Raw genomic sequence first — 19,030 nt, forward strand, 5'->3', positions numbered from 1 at the left:
TTTCTGCCCCGGACGGGGCATCTCAAAGACAACTCAGCGGCGCAGTCACCGCAACAGCGCCGACAATCTGTATCCCAGCCCGACGATGCGACTACGGCGCAATGCCTGCATCTCGTCGAGCGCTTCGACAACGCCACCCAGCAACAGCCCCGATGAGCTCCCGTCGATCCGTGGGGGAGCGGCCAGCGCCCCCAGCAGGTTCGGCGACACCACCGGCCCCTGCCCAATCAACGTCGCCCCGCCCACCATCTCCGCATAAAGCAGGCTGTGGCGAGCGCGCATGGCCGGATCGTGGATCATTGAATCCGGTCGCTGCCGGTAGAAAAAATGTACGTCATTGGTCACAACGAAACGACTGCCTTGTTGCAGCGCGCGACGGTAAAGCTGCCAGTCTTCATAGGAACGCAGGCTTTCGTCATAACCGAGTGCACGCAGTACCGAAGTTCGCGCCAGGCTGGTCGCCGTTGAGAAGCGATTGCCCAGCGCACCGGAATCAAATGCCGCACCAACCATCGGCAAGCCCTGACCGAGCCGCAACTCGTTCACATCAAGCGCAGATTCGTCACCGAAGAAGTAGGCGCAGCGAGGAACAACGAAGTCGTGCGCAGGGTGTCGCTGCAGTGCTCGTACAGCAATCGAAACAAACTCTGGCGACACCAGGTCATCAGCGTCCAGACACAGGGTGAACTCACCCTGCGCTGCGGCAACGCCGGCATTCCTGGCAGCAGACAACCCCTGGTTGAACTCAAGACGGACCACGCGCAGGCCAGCGGTGGGGCTTGCTTCCAGCTCTTCGATGAGCTGCACGGTGCCGGGATCCGTCGATCCATCGTCAACAACGATGACCTCCAGATCGCTCCATGAAAACTGCTGTATGTTGCACAAGGTCTGCGGCAGCCAACGGCCCATGTTGTAGCAGGGCACGACCACGGAGACCTTGGCTGGGCCCGGCGTACCAACGTCAAGCTTGGGCAGCGGCGGGGAAGGCCCCATCCGCAGGTGACGAGTGGGCACCCACTGCTGCGAAGCCCGCAGCGCTTCGAACAGCCCACGGGCATCCGTGTAGCCAAGATGGGTCCGCCCCTGTTCCCACCCCTGTGCGGCAGCCAGCGCCGGGTTGGCGACATCCACAATCAGGCTATGGCCATGAGCAAGCAGCTCCCGCGCCAGAGCCGAGCCTGCAGACCAGCGATCAGGCATGACCACACGCATGGGCGAAGCGCGCAGGCAATCTGCAGGCGCTTCCTGGAAACGATGGCGCAGGGCAGCAGGCACCACATGCAGCACTTCGGATAGAAGCGCAGGCTGGCAAACGACCGAGACCTGCAGCAGACCATCATTGCTCTGCTGCAGGTAACCGGAAATCGCCCGCAGGCACTGCCTGAGAGCAGGCGCTTCGGTTGCGACGCAAGCCAGTGCTGAACCCACTGCATGGTGCTCCGACACGAGCCCGGCTGACTCCAGCAGCGTCGCCTGCAGGTGAAGCGGCCTCTGGCTGCCTGGTAGGAAGCGCTGCAAGGATTCCGCGATCGCCTGACTATCGACCAGAACCTGGTCGCATTGCTCCAGGCACATCCGCTCCATGTCCATCAACATCAGCGCAGCCATCTCGACATTGCGTCCCTGCCTCAGGACTTCGATGGCCTGGATGCCGTCAAACCGCAACATCACGCGCGTAGTGTCAAACACCTCTGACAGAGCTCGCTCCTGGAGAAGTGCATAGGCCAGCGCACCACACGATGGAATCTCCACACAGTCCAGGTGCACATCCTGCTGCAGCGCCCGAAGCGCCGCCATCACCGCCAATGACCAACCGAGCTGCTCCGCGTCACCACTGCGGCGGACATCAGGCAACCGTCGGCCCTGCATCGCATGCAAAGGCGAATTCACGCACAGCGTGCGTCTCTCTGCACACTCCTCGAGCAGGTCGGCGGGCGGCGCTCCCTCGCCAACGATCAGCACCGAAGCAGCGGGCATCGCGCGCAGGCGGGCACGCGCCAATGCAGCCCGCTCTCCGCCAACACGCCAACACGCCAGCTGGATGACGATCACATGCATCGATGCTGCCCCGGAACGCTCACCGCAATCGGCGATAGATCGGCGCCAGTCGCTGCACCGACCATTTACCCAAGCGCAGTACCCATGGCGCCCGCTTCTGCAGAAGCCTGGCAAGTGCCAGGGTGTAGCGCACGGACTCGCTTTCCATCAGTGCCTGCAGCCGATAGGCCATTTCCGCGTTGGAGGCATCCCCCATGAACCCGCTCGGCGATACATGCGCACCAAAGATGAAGTACGCAGGCACCTCCAGTGAGCCGACACGCACGCGCTTGCGCTGCAGGCGCCGGCGCATCGCGATCTGGATCTGCTCCAAGTGCCGTTCATCTGGTTGCCCCTGATGCCGTGCAAGCACGTTCACGGCGGAAGTCACCATGAAGCGCGCACCCGACTGGCAGGCGCGCAGCATCATTTCCCATACTTCAAGTGCAGGGATGACGGGATCGAATGCGAAGCGCCTGGCAACCTCGGTCCGGATCACGTAGCTTTCCGGCGCCAGGCAGTTCTCGTAGAGTCCTGCGAGGCGTCCTTCACCATAGAAAACGCGGAATCCATCCGGGGCGACATTGCCGGCGATTACATCATCGGGATCCACGGTCACGCCCACCTGCCCCACGACCACATCAAAATCCGGGTGCGACGCCAATGCGCTCACCGCGACCTTGAGGAAGCCCGGCAGCAACTGGTCACCACCACGCACGAATCCAGCAAACGGCGTCTCAACCAGCGCAAGGCCCATGTTGCGCGCTACAGCGTCACCAACGGGCACCGCAAGCCGATGCACGGACAAACGCGGATCATTGCTACCCAGCTGGTCCAGCGCAGCGATATCGCGTGGGTCCCGCGAGGCATCGTCAATCACGATCAGCTTGTCAAGCGTCAGATTGGACGCGAGGATGCTATCCAGCGTATTCAATACGCGCCCCGCACTATCGCGGTTGACGACGACTACGGTCAATTGCCTGTCCAGGGGAACCGCAGCAGGTATTGCCACCGGATCAAGCCCCTTCCAGGGAAGCGGGTCCTTCGGCACCTCGACCGGCGACAGTCGGCCGGGGGTGCTTTCAAACAGGCCGCAAAGCGCGCGTGCCAGATCTTCGGCGCTCCCATCAAACGTGCTGCAGTTGTATCCATCCCGCCACGGACTGCCCGGCCCGAAAGCCGGATTCTGCGCGTTGAGCACGCAAGCTGCGCCTGACAGCGATGCCTCGTACGCAGCAAGGCAGAAAGACTCCCATGGCGATGGGAATACGCATACCGCGCCAGAAATGCTCTTCTCGCGCGCCGCACCGGTTACGCCACGGGCAAACACCACCCGGCTGCGCAGTTCCTCCGGCACCAGCGAGATGACATACTCCTGATAGCTCACATCAAAAGAATGCGCCAGGAAAACAATGTTGCCCTGATAACGCGGCCTGTCCCGCAGGAACTGGATGCAGCCACGGATGAAAGTATCCGGGCGCTTGATATCCTGCAGTTTCGAAGTGAACAACAGCGGCGTTGAATCATTGATCACGGTGGTCTGTGTGACCGGCTGCATCGTATCCAGCAACACCGGCGGAGCATGCAGGCGCAGGCGTGGAGTCCACTCCTCCTCGCTGAAGCCGTAGAACACGCGGAACGCCTCGGCAACCGGCGCGATCTGACCGACGATAATGTCGCAATCGGCCAGTGCCTTTCGCTCTAGGTCAAAGAGATTCAACCCGTGCACACTCTGCACGCGCGGCTCAAAATCGGCCAGGATGCTGTCTGTAGTGTGCAGGCGCACGGCCAGCGTGGCCGTCGTCAATGCGCTGCCAAGCAGCTTTTCCTGGGTTGCGGCGAACGCAGGTGCCCCCCAGTCCACGAACTCGACATACTCAAGCGGGCCTTTCAGGCGTTCCAGCTCGAGCAGCCCCTGCAGCACATGCACCGATTCCCAATGCAGCATGCTGTGGGTGAACGCCGACATTGGCGGGAAAATCTCCCCACGCTCGTCTACTTGTTGAAAGCGCGAATGCGGCCACGCGAGGAAGGTCACGCCCGGGTGGGCGACCGCGAACGCGTCCGCCTCGACGTTGTCGCCGACGTAAAGTACTGCCATCTCCGCGCGATCTTCTTCCGGCGCGGTCATCAGCATGTTCGCGATCACGCGTCCAATGCCACCGGCGGTAAAGGGGAAAAGTTCGCGGGTAACGAAAACCCTCAAGCCCATTTTTAGATTTCCATAAATTCTGAATATCGCTCGAAGGACAACGCCACCATCTGGCGCGAGTAGGACGACATCATGTCATCCATCTCCACTGCGGGAGCCGCCAATATCCGGCGCAGCGTCTGGCGCACATCGGCAACGCTGAGTGGATCGGCCACCTGGGTAATCTCGACATAGGGATGGTCTTCCAGCGCATCCATCCCCAGACGTCCCCGCAGCGCGGGAGTACCGGCAGCAAGTGCCTCCAACTCCACCATCGGATGGCAGTCGACGATGGAGGCATTCATCACTGCATCGGCTTGCGACATCGCCTCCATCATCTGCAACTGGCTGAGTTTTGGAAGACGCTTAACATTCTTGTCCACCCGGTACGGTAACGCGAAATCATCCGCCATCAGCCAAATGTTTGCCACTTCCGCGGTCGCAGCCGCGGCTGCGGCATTCGTGAAGATGTTCTTGTGAATCAGGTTCCAGGACGGAATGAATACGGTGGCTCCGGTCGCCCGCCGTGGAATGCGCTTGCCGGTATAGGCTGGCGGCATGTTATAGACCTGCCTCTGCCAGCCCGCTACATCTGCAAGCGCCGCATGGGAACCTGCGCGCATGACACTGACCCTGCGGATCAGACCAGTGCGGACCGCCTTGTAGGCCAACGCGAACAGGCGCCGTTCTTCAACATGGATCCACATCGAGGGCGCGCCATGCCAGACCATGTAGATCCGGTCGAATCCGGCTGCAGCGAGGCCTTTCACCCACTGCAACATGCCATCGGAGAATCCATGAATAACCAGCCGATTCACCTTGTTGGCGGCAAGCAGACGGGCCACCTCCTCAACATCGCCGGCGCCGGGCGCTGAGGTACTGGTCACCGCAAGCTTGTGTCCCGGGAGCGAGCCGCAGGCCGCACGGATACCGAACCACTCCTGATGCATGATGTGGCAGACCCGCTCATGCCCAACCACAGCCTGTGCGAATCGCATGTCACGGCGGGCGTTGAATTCGTACACCGGAGGTGCCGGCTGACCGACCGAGGCACTGCCACCCACCGGCGCTTCGAGGTATGGCATGGCGCGCTCTTCCGTTCGGCTGCTCAGGACCTGGCGGACCTGCTCACGGAGGCCCTGTTGCCATTGCAGGTGCTGGTTGGCGCTTTGGGCAGCTTCCAACCGGGCCTGCACCTGCTCAAGCTCTCGCTCCTGCTGCGCCAGCGATTCGACAAGCGTCGCTTCACGCGCATGCAGCGCTTCAATCCGCTCCAAGGACTGGACCTGCTGCACGGAGGTCTCGCCAGCCAGCACGCCGATACGCATCGCCAATGCCGGAAGCGCATCAATGGCTGCGGTAAGATGGCCTATACCATCCAGCAGGCCCACGTCATCGCCTAGATGCTGTCGCGCGATGTCCAGATTCGTTCGCGCGCGTTCTTCGGCCTGACGATAGAGCTCCACCGCATCACGCATCTGCGCGATGTCGCCGCCAAGCGTGGCACTTTCCACTTCCATGCCACGCGCAACAGCCGTGGTAGCTTCCAGCGTCCGCAACAGGTAGTCACCAGCGGTGATCGGTTCAAACCCGCGGGCGCCCGGCACACGAAGCTGGCGTGGGATCCCGGCGGCGGATTCGTGCAGAATGTAGATGGCATGGTCCGAAAGGATTCCGTCTTCGACGTCCACATTCATGTCCGGCGCCAACGTGCCGGCAACATCATGACTCCAGCAACCTGCGTGCCACAGGTTGGCCAGCAGGCTGATCGACACCGGTCGGTTCTCGATGAAGCACAGCCGTCCTTCGGGCGCCAGCAACGCACGCATCTGTGCAAGTACGTCTGCCGCCTGTTCGCGGTCGTTGTGGATCAACACCGAGACGGTGAAGATCACATCAAACTGCTCGCCCTGCATGGCGTCGGCCAACGAAGATCCGACGCGGATGCGATGCCCGATGTCTGCGGCCAGTTCAACAGGCGGTTCACGCAGCAGTGGCTCCACCATAGCAGGGGAGATATCGAAACCGAAGTAGTCCACGAAGGCATGCTGCGGCAGCAACCGCGCAAGACGTCCGAAGCCCACCCCGAAGTCCAGAACCCGAACCGGCCGCCCCAGTTGTTCGGAACGCTCGGCGAGGAATCCCACCAGCCACGCTTCCTGCCGGGCGTAATTGCTGTTGCCCGCCTCACGCCGGATCTTCTGCTGGTCGGCATAGAGATCACCGCTCCTGTTGATCCAGTAGTCCCGGTTACGAGTATTCATCAGGCACGGGCCTCTATCGGCTGATCGCTGGTGATGCGCCCATGCTCAAGATGCATGATGCGATTGCAGTTAGCGGCGATGATGTCCTGATTGTGGCTGGCCAGGACCAGAATGCTGGCCTTCTGTACGATTTCGGCGAGGCGTTGCTGAGCGCGGGCGTTGAAGTCCGCATCGCCGACACCCAACCATTCGTCCATCAGCAGAATCTCGGCATCGAAACTGGTGGCAATCGAGAACGCCAGACGCACCATCATGCCACTGGAGTACACGCGCACCGGCATGTTCACATACGGGCCAAGGCCCGAGAACTCGCAGATCTGCGGGATCTTGCTTTGGATCTCAGCACGGGAAAGCCCATGCAGCAGCCCCTTCAACCGGATGTTCTCGACACCGGTTGCTTCGAAATCCATGCCCATCGTCACGTCCAGCAGATTGGCAACGCGCCCCTGGCTGCGGATGTAGCCAGAAGTTGGCTCATAAACGCCCGCAAGTGTTTTCAGCAACGTGGTCTTGCCTGCTCCGTTATGGCCGACGAGACCCAGCTTGTCACCCTCACGCAGGTTGAAGGTGACGTTCTGGAGAGAATCCACTACGGTCACGTTGCGGCTGGTGGGAGCCACGCGCCCGCCGGTAACGGCGGACATGATGGCTCCCTTCATGGAGCGGTTGTTGGTGCCATAGATCGGCAGCTGGACGCTGCAGTCGACCACTTCAATGAAGGTCATGGTGTTACACCCACAGCGAGATCTTGTGGCGATTTGCCGCCAGGAAGGGAAGCGCGATCACAAACGCCGCGGCGATGAAGGCGAGTACGAAGTAGTACGAGTGCGCTTCTGGAACCTGTCCCATCAGCGGCATGCGCACGATCTGGATGAAGTGGTAGATTGGATTGATATCGGCAACCCAACGATGCGGGCCCAGCATGTCCGCCTTCCAGATGATCGGCGTCATGAAGAAGCCGAGCTGCATGAAGTTTGCGATCGCGGGTTGCAGGTCGCGGAAGCGAGCAGACAGCATGCCGAATATCGCCGTAATGGGAATGGTCGCCAGCACAATCAGGGCAACGCCCGGCAAAGCGAGCAACCAAACCAGCTCCGGCTCGATCTTGAGAAATACAACAAACGGCAGATAGGCGACTGCCCCATGCAGGAACACGATGAAGGTTCGTGTCACCAACCGCATCACATGAAGCGTCATTGGCAGCCGCATCGAACGGATCAGATTCTCCGAAGCAGTGAACGTGGTACATCCCTCCTGCACTGTGGTCGAGATGTAGATCCACACAATATCGCCAAGAGCGATGTAGGGCAGATAGTCCCGAAGGTTCATCCGGAACAACTGGCTGTAGAGCAGGCCAATACCGAGGATCAGCACAAACATGCTGATGGTAATCCAGAAGGGACCCAAGACTGATCGGCGATACTTGTGCTTGATGTCAAGTAGTGCCAACGCCGTCCAAGCACGCCAGGCTCCCATGCCTTCGGCAATGTCACGAACGAACGCCGGGAGAGCCTTCATCTGAGTATCGTGGCTGCTGATTCGGACCGGACGCCGATCAGCTTCCGCCTTCAAAATAGTTTCGGTGTTCAAGCCAATGCTCCTTCCAGATCCACCTGCAGATCCCCCAACTCTTCCACACCCACGCTGAGCCTTACCAGCGCATCACTGATCCCCAGCTGCTCCCGACGCGCCACGGGAATCGAAGCATGCGTCATCACCGCCGGATGGTTCACCAGGCTTTCCACGCCGCCCAGCGACTCGGCCAGGGTGAACAGTTCGGTCTTCTCGCAGAAACGCTTGGCCGCCTCGAAACCGCCCTTGAGCACGATCGAGACGATGCCGCCGTAGCCGGCCATCTGCTTGCTGGCCAGCTCATGCTGCGGGTGCGACGGCAGGCCCGGGTAGATCACCTTTTCCACCGCCGGGTGCTTTTCCAGCCACTGCGCCAGCGCCATCGCATTGGCACAATGCGCCTTCATGCGCAGCGGCAATGTCTTCAGGCCGCGCAGGGCCAGGAAGCTGTCGAACGGGCCCTGCACGCCACCCACCGAGTTCTGCAGGAACGCCATCTGCTCGGCCAGCGGCGCGTTGTCGCCGACCACGACCATGCCACCTACCATGTCCGAGTGACCGTTGAGGTACTTGGTGGCCGAATGCAGGACCAGGTCCGCGCCCAGCTCCAGCGGACGCTGCAGCATCGGCGAGGCGAAGGTGTTGTCGACCACCACGATCAGGCCATGGCGCTTGGCGATGGCAGCGACCGCGGCGATGTCCACGATCTTCAGCATCGGGTTGGTCGGGGTCTCGATCCACACCATCTTCGTCTTCGGCGTGATGGCGGCTTCAAATGCCGCCAGATCGGTCAGGTCGACGAAGCTGAAGTCCAGCCCGGCGGTGCGGCGGCGCACGCGCTCGAACAGGCGGAAGCTACCGCCGTAGATATCGTCCATCGCCACCACGTGGCTGCCGGCGTCCAGCAGCTCGATCACGGTCGAGCTGGCCGCCATGCCCGAAGCGAAGGCAAAGCCGCGGATACCGCCTTCCAGCGAGGCCACGCAGCGCTCATAGGCAAAGCGCGTCGGGTTGTGGGTACGCGAGTACTCGAAGCCCTGATGCTCGCCCGGGCTGGACTGCGCATAGGTCGAGGTGGCGTAGATCGGCGGCATCACCGCGCCGGTGCTGGGATCGGGCGACTGGCCGCCGTGGATGGCCAGCGTGGCCAGGGCCAGCGCGCGATCGGGCGAAGAGGAGTTGGACATGTCGTTTCCTGAATGGCGCCGACGTGCGGCGCCGTCAAAGGATCGGGAGTCTATCAGCGCGGCCTTAACGAGCTTTGACGCGAATAAACCGGAATTCAGCGGTGAACGGCAGCGATCAGCGGCCTACTGCACGCGACGGCGCAGATAGTTCAGCAGGTCGATGCGGGTGATCAGGCCGAGGAAGGCGTCACCGTCCATCACGATCGCCACCTGCCCGCGGTCGAACACCGGCAGCAGGGCCTCGATCGGCGACTTCACGTCCAGCCGGTCCAGCTTGCTGACCATCGCGGTGGCCACGGTGTCGCGGAAGCGCGCTTCGTCGCCGTAGACATGCAGCAGCACGTCGCTTTCATCGACGATGCCGACCAGCTGGTCACCGTCCATCACCGGCAGCTGCGACACGTCATACAGCTTCATGCGCTGGTAGGCGGTGGTCAACAGGTCGTTCGGGCCGATCACCACCGTGTCGCGCTGGCCGTACGGGCGCAGGATCAGGTCGCGCAGGTCGCCGTGCTGCGGGCGCTGCAGGAAGCCGTTGTCCAGCATCCAGTAGTCGTTGTACATCTTCGACAGGTACTTGTTGCCGGTATCGCAGACCAGCACCAGCACCTTCTTCGGCGTGGTCTGCTCCTTGCAGTACTTCAGCGCCGCCGCCAGCAGGGTGCCGGTGGACGAACCGCCCAGGATGCCTTCCTTGCCCAGCAGCTCGCGCGCGGTGTGGAAACTCTCGGCATCGCTGATGGCATAAGCCTTCTTGACACGGCTGAAGTCGGAGATCGAGGGCAGGAAGTCCTCGCCGATGCCTTCCACCAGCCAGCTGCCCGACTTGTCGTTGAGCACGCCGTCGTTGATGTACTCGGCCAGGATCGAGCCGACCGGATCGGCCAGCACCAGCTCGGTCTTCGGCGAGAGCCTGGCGAACGCACGCGACAGGCCGGTCATGGTGCCGGAGCTGCCGCAGCCGAACACGATGGCGTCGAGGTCACCGCCCATCTGCTCGAGGATCTCCGGGCCGGTGCCGAACTCATGCGCGGCCGGGTTGTCCGGGTTGCCAAACTGGTTGATGAAATAGGCGCCCGGGGTCTGCTCGGCGATGGTCTTGGCCAGGTCCTGATAGTACTCGGGATGGCCCTTGGCGACGTCCGAACGGGTCAGGCGCACTTCGGCGCCCATCGCCTTCAGGTTGAAGATCTTTTCGCGGCTCATCTTGTCGGGAACGACGAGGATCAGCTTGTAGCCCTTCTGCTGGGCCACCAGTGCCAGGCCCAGGCCGGTGTTGCCGGCGGTACCTTCGACCAGGGTTGCGCCCGGCTTCAGGTCACCCCGCTGCTCCGCCGCCTCGATCATCGACAGGCCGATGCGATCCTTGATCGAACCGCCCGGGTTGGCGCTCTCGAGCTTCAGGTAAAGCTCGCAAACGCCGGTGTCCAGGCGCTGGGCCTTGACGATCGGGGTCTGGCCGATGAGTTCGAGGACGGAAGAATGGATGGGCATTCGGAGGACTTTCGATTCGCGCCACGCAGGGCCGGACCGATGATTATCCGACGGATGGCGCTGAATGTCAGGTCGGCGCGGAGATGCCGCCCGCCGGCCCCGTAAAGGGATGCGGGCGGCCCCGGATCGACGAGGAGACCGGTACCGCTCGCATCGGTGAGTGGTGCCTGCAGGCCAAGGCACCACCGCCTGTGGTGCCTTGGCGCGGTCGCCTCATCGGCGGTGCCGCGATGCCGGGGCAGAAGCGCCCGGCGGGGCCATCGATGGCCGGGTCACGCCGTTCCGGGCGCGACGGAGTGCGTCAAAGCGTGGGGGACGTCGTTGGGAGCGGTGTTTCGTACATTCGCAGAAGACGTTGCTTGGCCAGCAGCTTCTCACGCTTCATGCGACCCAGGGTGACATCATCGATCGGGAGTACACCCAACTCCGCGTCCATGCACTTCTTGTTCAACTTGCGGTGCTGGTCATGGAGTGCCCTGAACTCCGGATCACGCGCGCGACGGGCGTCGATCTCGCTCTGGGGCTGATCTTCAAACATGATGGACCTCCTTCGACAGATACACGAACGCCCCGGCCGCAAGGCACGGGGCGTTGTTCATGGAGGAGTGCCGGCCGATGGCCACCTGGACGCCTGCAACGACCTGCGGCACTGGCCTGCGCACGTCGATCTGCTGCGGTTCGCGCCCTGCTTGCATCGGCCCGGCCCTCCCATCGTCCGGTCCGCGGCATTGCGTCCCGGACGATTGACCCTACGCCTGCTCAAGGCGGGGTACAAGACCCCTGCGTCAAAAAGACCGAACCCCGCCGGGGCGGGGTTCAGGCTGAATGCTCATCGCAACGAAAAACAAACAATATCAATGCATTACGGCGCGATGATGACCTCGGCCGAGCGCGCCCGGGTGGACGCAGCCTTCTTGCCGCTGACCTGGATCCGGTTGCTGGCGACACCACCCGCGACCAGGGCGTCGCGCAGCGCTTCGGCACGCTTCTGGCCCACGCCGTTGGCGCTGTCGTAGGCCTCGATGCGCAGGCGCCCCTTCTTGCCGATGTTCAGGTACTCGGCCAGGGCCTTGGCCTGGTTGCGGGCGCCACCCGACAGGCTGGAGGCGCCTGCGGCGAACGCGTCACCACCGAAGGTGAAGACCTCACCGCGAGCGTCGAACTTCGAACCGGGCAGCTTCTGCCCGGACACCAGCTCGGCTTCCTCCCGGGCCAGCCTGGCAGCGTTCTGCTGGGCAGCGCTCAGACGCTGCTGCTGCTTGCCGGCCACGCTGGTCAGGGCATTCTCGGCGTCCTGGCGGGCCAGGGTCTCGGCCTCGGCCGCCTGGCGCAGGCGTTCGGCCTCCTCGGCCTGCATCTGCGCCTGCATGCGCAGCTGCTCGGCTTCCTGGCGGGCACGGGCGGCATCGCGGCGGCTGGCCTCGATCAGCAGGTCGCTGCGGGTACGCTCCAGGCGGTCGACCTCGCGCGCGGCCAGCGCGGTGCGCACGGCGGTCTCGGCAATCTCCACCCGGCGCTCGGCCAGGTACGTGGCCAGCTCCTGGTCGCGGCGCTTGGCCTTGTCCAGGGTGGTGATCGCCTGCTGCGCCTGCATGCGCTCGAAGGCGCCCAGCTCAGCGGTATCGGGGTTGGCCTGGATGGCCATCAGGCGCTGGCTCAGCTGCGCCACCATCGGGTTGTCGGCGGCCGTGGCCAGGGTCGGCAGCGCCAGCAGCGCGGCCAGGGTTGCGGCGGTCATCGGCTTCACCGGCGGTCCTCCCCGGTCGACAGCTGGCGTTGCAGCTGGTTGACCTCGTTGCGACGCAGCTGCAGCTGCGCGGTGACGGTGGCTTCCTCACTACGGACGCGGGCCAGATCGGCATCGGCTGCAGCGCGCAGGGCCATCGCCGGGGCGTTCTTGCGCTCGCGGCGGTCGCCGGCGGCGCGCTGGGCCTGCTCCAGCCCCTGCCGGGCCAGCCCGATCAGGTCCGGGGCGTACTGGTCGGCATCGGCCTGGGTGGCCTTGTCGACCGCCTGCCGGGCCTGCGCCAGTTCCAGGGCAGCGTCCTGCGCCCAGGCGGGGGCAGACAGTGCGAATGCAAACGCCATCACATACAGGCCATGGCGCATTCGTGCGAAGCTAAGTCGTTTCATTGGGGAGGCCGTACCGGTTGTCGGTTCACGGCCATTGTCGTCAAGCCGACACCGTGCTGGCAACGGGCGTCGGCCGTTTCGTTGGGGAAAATTCGCAATGGATATCGGCTACTTCCTGAAGCTGATGACCGAAAAGAACGCTTCGGACATGTTTCTGACCACCGGGGCACCGGTCTACATCAAGATCGAGGGGAAGCTCTATCCGCTGGGCAACACGGGCCTGCCGCCGGGCATGGTCAAGAAGATCGCCTACTCGCTGATGGACGAGGGCCAGGTGCCGCAGTTCGAGCGCGAGCTGGAGCTCAACATGGCCATCGCCCTGCCCGATGCCGGGCGCTTCCGCGTCAACGTGTTCAAGCAGCGGGGCGAGGTCGGCATGGTCATCCGCGCCATCCGCAGCCGGATTCCGAGCATCGAGGAGCTGAACCTGCCGCAGGTGTTGAAGGACGTCATCATGACCCCGCGCGGGCTGGTGCTGGTGGTGGGGTCCACCGGCTCCGGCAAGTCCACCTCGCTGGCGTCGATGATCGACCACCGCAACAGCACCACCACCGGTCACATCCTCACCATCGAGGATCCGATCGAGTACCTGCACAAGCACAAGATGTCGATCGTCAACCAGCGCGAGGTCGGCCTGGACACCCATGCCTTCCACAACGCGCTGAAGAACGCGATGCGTGAAGCGCCGGACGTGATCCTGATCGGCGAGATCCTGGATGCGGAAACGATGGAGGCGGCAATCGCCTTCGCCGAGACCGGCCACCTGTGCCTGGCGACCCTGCACTCCAACAATGCCGACCAGACCATCGAGCGCATCCTCAACTTCTTCCCGGAAAGCGCGCACAAGAACGTGCTGATGAACCTGGCACTGAACCTGCGTGCGGTGATCAGCCAGCGCCTGGTGAAGAACAAGGAGGGCCGTCGCCTGCCGGCCACCGAGGTGCTGATCAACACGCCGATGATCCGCGACCTGCTGCGCCGCGGCCAGGTGCACGAGATCAAGGCGGCGATGGAAGCCTCGCTGGAAGAAGGCATGGAGAGCTTCGACCAGTGCCTGTTCCGGCTGGCCAAGGCCGGCACCATCGAGCAGGAAGAAGCGCTGCGCGCAGCCGACTCGCGCGATGGCCTGGCCCTGAAGTTCCGCCTGTCCGAAGGCAGCAGCGGCGAGCACGACCCGTATGCGGATTTCTCGGCGGGCGCACCCAGCATCACCCACGGCTTCTGATCCCACGAAAAAGGGGACGGAGGGGATCAAGTCGTTTGTGCACTTGCGACTTGGATCCCCCCGTCCCCTTTTTCTGAAGAATTCAGGGGCGGTCTCATCCAATGAGACCCCTCATCCGTAGGTTTCCTCAATGGAAACCATCCGCAAGCTGGCCATTCTGGCTGATGCCGCCAAGTACGATGCCTCCTGCGCCTCCAGCGGCTCGGGCAAGCGCGATTCGCGCGCCAGCAGCGGAATCGGCAGCACCGAGGGCATGGGCATCTGCCACAGCTACACGCCCGATGGCCGCTGCGTGTCGTTGCTGAAGATCCTGCTGACCAACTTCTGCATTTACGACTGCGCCTATTGCGTGAACCGGGTTTCCAGCAACGTGCCCCGTGCACGTTTCAGCGTGGATGAGGTGGTCACGCTCACCCTGGACTTCTATAAGCGCAACTACATCGAGGGCCTGTTCCTGTCCAGCGGCATCATCCGCAATGCGGACTACACCATGGAACAGATGGTGGAAGTGGCCCGGCAACTGCGCGAAGAACACCGCTACGCCGGCTACATCCACCTCAAGACCATTCCCGAGGCCTCGCCGGAACTGCTGGCCAGTGCCGGGCGCTATGCCGACCGCCTGTCCATCAACGTGGAACTGCCGACCGAAGCCGGCCTGAGCGCCTTGGCGCCGGAGAAGACGGTTCATTCCATCCGTGGCGCGATGGGCGAACTGCGCTGGCGCATCGAGGAAGCCAAGGAAGCTCGCAAGGCTCCCGCAGCGGTGGCACCGACGCCCAGCCGCAGCACTCGCCCGCGCCCTCCCCGTTTCGCACCGGCCGGGCAGAGCACCCAGATGATCGTCGGCGCGGACGGGGCAAACGACCGGCAGATCCTGGCCAGCGCCGACAGCCTGTACGGCAACTACCGCATGCGCCGGGTCTACTACTCCGCGTTCAGCCCGATTCCGGACGCCAGCCGGCAGTTGCCACTGCAGCCGCCACCGCTGCAGCGCGAACATCGCCTTTACCAGGCTGACTGGCTGCTGCGCTTCTACGGGTACGGCGTGGATGAGATTACCGATACCACCCAGGACGGCATGCTCGACCTGGATATCGACCCGAAGATGGCCTGGGCGATCCGCCACCCCGAGCGCTTTCCGGTCGATCTGAACCGGGCACCGAAGGAGATGCTGCTGCGCGTGCCCGGCCTTGGCGTGCGCAACGTCAAGCGCGTGCTGATGGCACGCCGTCACGGGCGGCTGCGCGTGGCCGACCTCGCGCGCCTGAAGGCACCGATGAGCAAGCTGCTGCCGTTCGTGCTGCTGGCCGACCATCACCCGCGCAAAGCACTGGACGATCCGGCGGCGCTGCGCGCGCAGCTGGCCCCGCCGCCGCGCCAGGGTTCGCTGTTCGATGCCCCGTCCGCGGCCTGACGCGCAGCGCTGGTCGCTGCGGGTGGATCCGCCATGGTCGCTGGAGGCCTGGCGCAGCGGTGCGCGCGAAGCCCTGCTGCGTGGCGTCACGCCGGAGCAGCTGGACTGGCTCGAGGGCAGCGACGCATCACTGCTGGACGCGCCAGCGGTCACCTCGGCACCCGCACAGGCCGATGCTGGCGCACCGACGGTACCGCGCGACTTCCTGGAGCTGGCGGCCACCTGCCTGTGCCATCGCGACGGACAACGCATGGCCCTCCTGTACCGGTTGCTGTGGCGCATCGCCCATGGCGAACGCTCGGTGCTGTCAAACCCCGCCGATGCCGACGTACTGCGGGCGATGGCCATGGCACAGGCGGTCCGCCGCGACACGCACAAGATGAAGGCATTCGTGCGCTTCCGCGAAGTGCCTGGCCAGCCTGATGCATTCATCGCCTGGTTCGAGCCACAGCACCACATCGTCGACCGGGTCGCGCCGTTCTTCGCGCGCCGCTTCACCGGCATGCGCTGGGCCATCCTCACGCCTTCGCGCAGCGTCGCCTGGGATGGGCAGGCGCTTGCCTTCGGCCCCGGTGCACGGCGCGAGGATGCCCCGGCCGAGGATGCACGCGAGTCGCTGTGGCAGACCTACTACGCCAGCATTTTCAATCCGGCCCGGCTCAACACGCGGATGATGATGCAGGAGATGCCGGCCAAGTACTGGCGCTATCTGCCTGAAGCACAGTTGCTGCCACGCCTGGTGCGCGATGCGGCCGACCGCGTGCAGGAAATGCATGACCGTCCCGCGCAGGCACCGCAATGCAGGATTCCGCTGCGAGCGAACCCTCCGGCATCGGCAGCCGAAGCCAGCAGCCTGGACAATCTGCGCGGACAGGCCAGCGCCTGCCGCCAGTGCCCGTTGTGGGAGCAGGCCACGCAGACCGTGTTCGGACAGGGGCCGGCAGGGGCCGGGGTGATGCTGGTCGGAGAGCAACCCGGTGACACCGAAGATCTGCGTGGGCAGCCATTTGCAGGACCTGCCGGCCAGGTGCTGGACCGCGCATTGGCGGAACTGGGGATCGATCGCGCCACGCTGTACCTCACCAACGCGGTGAAGCACTTCCACCATGAGCGGCGCGGCAAGGTGCGGCTGCACAAGCGGCCGGAGAGCCGTCACATCCAGGCCTGCCGGCCCTGGCTGATGGGTGAGATCGCGCGCGTGCGGCCCCAGGTGATCGTGTGCCTGGGCGCGACAGCGGCAGCCTCGGTATTCGGTCGTGACTTCGACCTCTCGCGTGACCGCGGGCGCTGGCACACCCTCGAGGACGGCACCCGCGGCTACGCCACGGTGCACCCGGCGTGGGTGCTGCGACAGGCCGGCGATGCCCGCCGCGAGGAGGCCTACCGGTTGTTCCGCGATGACCTGGCTCGATTGCAACAGAAAGGGGACGGAGGGGATCAAGTCGAAAATGCACTGACGACGTGATCCGCTCCGTCCCCTCTGCTTTCAGGCGGCGTCGGGCTGGTTTTCCGGGCGCGCGCGGTCGAAGGCGTCCACTGCCTGGCACGCCGCTTCGATGCGGCGCAGGGTCGGGTACGGCGTCAGGTCCAGGCCGAAGCGGTGTGCGTTGTACAGCTGCGGCAGCAGGCAGATGTCGGCCAGGCCAGGACGGTCGCCGTGGCAGAAGGTGCCGGTGTCGCGGCTGTTGGCCAGCATCGCTTCCATCGCGTCAAAGCCTTCGGCGATCCAGTGCAGGGTCCACTGCGTGCGGGCGTCGGCAGGCAGCTGCAGGTCGCGTTCCAGGTACTGCATCACCCGCAGGTTGTTGATCGGATGGATATCGCAGGCCACAAGCTGCGCCAGCGCCCGCACCCGTGCGCGGCCCGCAGCATCGGCCGGCAGCAGCGGCACCTGTGGGAAGCGCTCTTCCAGGTACTCGATGATCGCCAGTGACTGGGTCAGCGTATGCCCATCATGCAGCAGGGTCGGCACCAGCTGCTGCGGATTGAGCGCGCGATAAGCCTCATGGTGCTGCTCGCCACCGTCGCGCACCAGATGCACCGGCCGCGCCTCCCAGGCCAGGCCCTTCAGCTCCAGGCCGATGCGCACGCGGTAGGCGGCGCTGGATCGCCAGTAGGTGTACAGCACGATGCCGTCGTCGACCGGAATCTCCATCGCCGCCTCCATGCTCAGGGCTTGGCCGCCTGTTCGATGCGCTGCTCGATCGCACCGAAGATGCTGTTGCCGGCAGCGTCGAGCATCTCGATGCGGACCACGTCGCCGAAGGACATGAACGGCGTGCTCGGCTTGCCGTCACGCAGGGTCTCGACCACGCGCTGCTCGGCGAAGCACGAGGCACCCTTGCTGGTGTCTTCATTGGCGATGGTGCCCGAGCCGACGATGGTGCCGGCACCCAGCGGGCGGGTCTTGGCCGCATGCGCGACCAGCTGGGCGAAGTTGAACTGCATGTCCACGCCCGCCTCCGGCGCACCGAACCACTGGCCGTTGATGTGGGTCAGCAGCGGCAGGTGCACCTTGCTGTCCTGCCACGCAGCACCCAGCTCATCGGGGGTGACGAACACCGGCGACAGCGCCGAACGCGGCTTGGACTGCAGGAAGCCGAAGCCCTTGGCCAGCTCGCCCGGGATCAGGTTGCGCAGCGAGACATCGTTGACCAGGCCGACCAGCTGGATGTGGCCGGCGGCCTGTTCGGGGGTGGCCGCCATCGGCACGTCGTCGGTGATCACCACGATCTCCGCTTCCAGGTCGATGCCGTAGTCCTCGCTGACCACCTTGACCGCATCGCGCGGGCCGTAGAACCCCGCACTGGTGGCCTGGTACATCAGCGGGTCGGTGTAGAAGCTCTCCGGCACCTCGGCGCCACGGGCGCGGCGCACGCGCTCGACGTGCGGCAGGTAGGCGCTGCCGTCGACGAATTCATAGGCACGCGGCATCGGTGCGGCCAGCGCCTGCGGATCGAGGTCGAATACGCCATCGGCGTCGCCAGCGTTGAGTGATTCGTACAGGGCGTTCAGGCGCGGTGCGATGTGGCTCCAGTCCTCCAGGGCCTGCTGCAGGGTGGCGGCAATGCCGGTGGCGCGCACGCCGTGGCGCAGGTCACGCGAGACGACGATCAGGGTGCCGTCGCGGCCGCCTTCCTTCAAAGAACCAAGCTTCATGGGTGGGTGTCCGGAGTCGTGGGCAAACAAGTTTCAAGTGTAATCAAATCTGCGGCGACGCCAAGCTGCAGCGCGGCATCGGCCCACCCTACCGCAGGAGGGGGTTCGGCAGGGCTTGCAGCCCTGCACCTGCAGAAGCAACGGCAACGTCAAAAGCCTGCATTCCGTGGGATGGCGGGGCGGTGTGGGTGGGCAGGACACGCCGTAAACCCATCCCTGAAGTGACCCCCGGGAGTTGGACATCAGATCCAACCCCGAGGGATACATGAACAGATACGACGCGCGTTTCAAACTGCAGGTCGCCAAAGAGGCCTGCAAGACCTCCACATCGGTCAAAGCCGTTGCTCGTCGCTA

General features: G+C 64.1%; 15 protein-coding genes. 3 read left to right on the plus strand and 12 right to left on the minus strand.

Annotation, left to right across the window (positions count from 1 at the left end):
* Positions 1–45: 45 nt before the first annotated feature.
* The 10 genes from AC5P5V_RS17085 to AC5P5V_RS17130 all read right to left on the minus strand — a co-directional run bounded on the left by AC5P5V_RS17085 (position 46) and on the right by AC5P5V_RS17130 (position 12,854).
* On the minus strand, positions 46–2,058 hold the full coding sequence (locus AC5P5V_RS17085) for a glycosyltransferase family 2 protein (RefSeq protein WP_495215965.1): 2,013 nt from the start codon (positions 2,056–2,058) through the stop codon (positions 46–48).
* 19 nt (positions 2,059–2,077) lie between these two features.
* The gene (locus tag AC5P5V_RS17090; RefSeq protein ID WP_495215966.1) at positions 2,078–4,249 is read right to left on the minus strand and encodes a glycosyltransferase; all 2,172 of its coding nucleotides are present in this window, start codon (positions 4,247–4,249) and stop codon (positions 2,078–2,080) included.
* 2 nt (positions 4,250–4,251) lie between these two features.
* Positions 4,252–6,492, minus strand: a complete 2,241-nt coding sequence (locus AC5P5V_RS17095; protein ID WP_088496870.1) for a methyltransferase — start codon at positions 6,490–6,492, stop codon at positions 4,252–4,254.
* Complete coding sequence (locus AC5P5V_RS17100; protein ID WP_012509968.1) at positions 6,492–7,217, minus strand: ABC transporter ATP-binding protein; 726 nt, start codon at positions 7,215–7,217, stop codon at positions 6,492–6,494. The genes AC5P5V_RS17095 and AC5P5V_RS17100 overlap by 1 nt, the downstream gene beginning before the upstream one ends.
* Positions 7,218–7,221: 4 nt before the next feature.
* Positions 7,222–8,082, minus strand: a complete 861-nt coding sequence (locus tag AC5P5V_RS17105) for an ABC transporter permease (RefSeq protein ID WP_231352527.1) — start codon at positions 8,080–8,082, stop codon at positions 7,222–7,224.
* On the minus strand, positions 8,079–9,251 hold the full coding sequence (locus AC5P5V_RS17110; protein WP_231352526.1) for a cystathionine gamma-synthase: 1,173 nt from the start codon (positions 9,249–9,251) through the stop codon (positions 8,079–8,081). Before AC5P5V_RS17110 ends, AC5P5V_RS17105 begins: the two co-directional genes overlap by 4 nt.
* Positions 9,252–9,374: 123 nt before the next feature.
* Positions 9,375–10,745, minus strand: coding sequence for a pyridoxal-phosphate dependent enzyme (locus AC5P5V_RS17115; protein ID WP_049416902.1), 1,371 nt, complete (start codon positions 10,743–10,745; stop codon positions 9,375–9,377).
* Between the two features lie 301 nt (positions 10,746–11,046).
* Entirely contained in the window at positions 11,047–11,283 is a 237-nt protein-coding gene (locus tag AC5P5V_RS17120) for an HP1242/YdcH family protein (protein ID WP_005407964.1), read from the minus strand.
* 324 nt (positions 11,284–11,607) lie between these two features.
* On the minus strand, positions 11,608–12,492 hold the full coding sequence (locus AC5P5V_RS17125) for an OmpA family protein (protein WP_231352525.1): 885 nt from the start codon (positions 12,490–12,492) through the stop codon (positions 11,608–11,610).
* Complete coding sequence (locus AC5P5V_RS17130) at positions 12,489–12,854, minus strand: DUF4398 domain-containing protein (protein ID WP_005415160.1); 366 nt, start codon at positions 12,852–12,854, stop codon at positions 12,489–12,491. Before AC5P5V_RS17130 ends, AC5P5V_RS17125 begins: the two co-directional genes overlap by 4 nt.
* Before the next feature lie 121 nt (positions 12,855–12,975).
* Between AC5P5V_RS17130 and AC5P5V_RS17135 the strand changes: the two genes are divergently transcribed.
* The 3 genes from AC5P5V_RS17135 to AC5P5V_RS17145 all read left to right on the plus strand — a co-directional run bounded on the left by AC5P5V_RS17135 (position 12,976) and on the right by AC5P5V_RS17145 (position 16,982).
* Entirely contained in the window at positions 12,976–14,103 is a 1,128-nt protein-coding gene (locus AC5P5V_RS17135) for a PilT/PilU family type 4a pilus ATPase (protein WP_049416904.1), read from the plus strand.
* A 130-nt stretch (positions 14,104–14,233) separates the two neighbouring features.
* Positions 14,234–15,517: a putative DNA modification/repair radical SAM protein gene (locus AC5P5V_RS17140; protein WP_231352524.1), complete on the plus strand. Its 1,284-nt coding sequence runs from the start codon at positions 14,234–14,236 to the stop codon at positions 15,515–15,517.
* Entirely contained in the window at positions 15,498–16,982 is a 1,485-nt protein-coding gene (locus AC5P5V_RS17145) for a UdgX family uracil-DNA binding protein (RefSeq protein ID WP_231352523.1), read from the plus strand. Before AC5P5V_RS17140 ends, AC5P5V_RS17145 begins: the two co-directional genes overlap by 20 nt.
* Positions 16,983–17,003: 21 nt before the next feature.
* On the opposite strand, the gene maiA is transcribed toward AC5P5V_RS17145, so the two are convergent.
* Positions 17,004–17,672: a maleylacetoacetate isomerase gene (maiA, locus tag AC5P5V_RS17150; protein ID WP_111200780.1), complete on the minus strand. Its 669-nt coding sequence runs from the start codon at positions 17,670–17,672 to the stop codon at positions 17,004–17,006.
* Between the two features lie 14 nt (positions 17,673–17,686).
* Positions 17,687–18,676 carry a fumarylacetoacetate hydrolase family protein gene (locus AC5P5V_RS17155; RefSeq protein WP_065179110.1) on the minus strand — a complete coding sequence of 330 codons (990 nt, stop codon included), beginning with the start codon at positions 18,674–18,676 and terminating at the stop codon, positions 17,687–17,689.
* Positions 18,677–19,030 lie beyond the last annotated feature (354 nt).

This window comes from Stenotrophomonas sp. YJH_SMC_130, assembly GCF_059369035.1.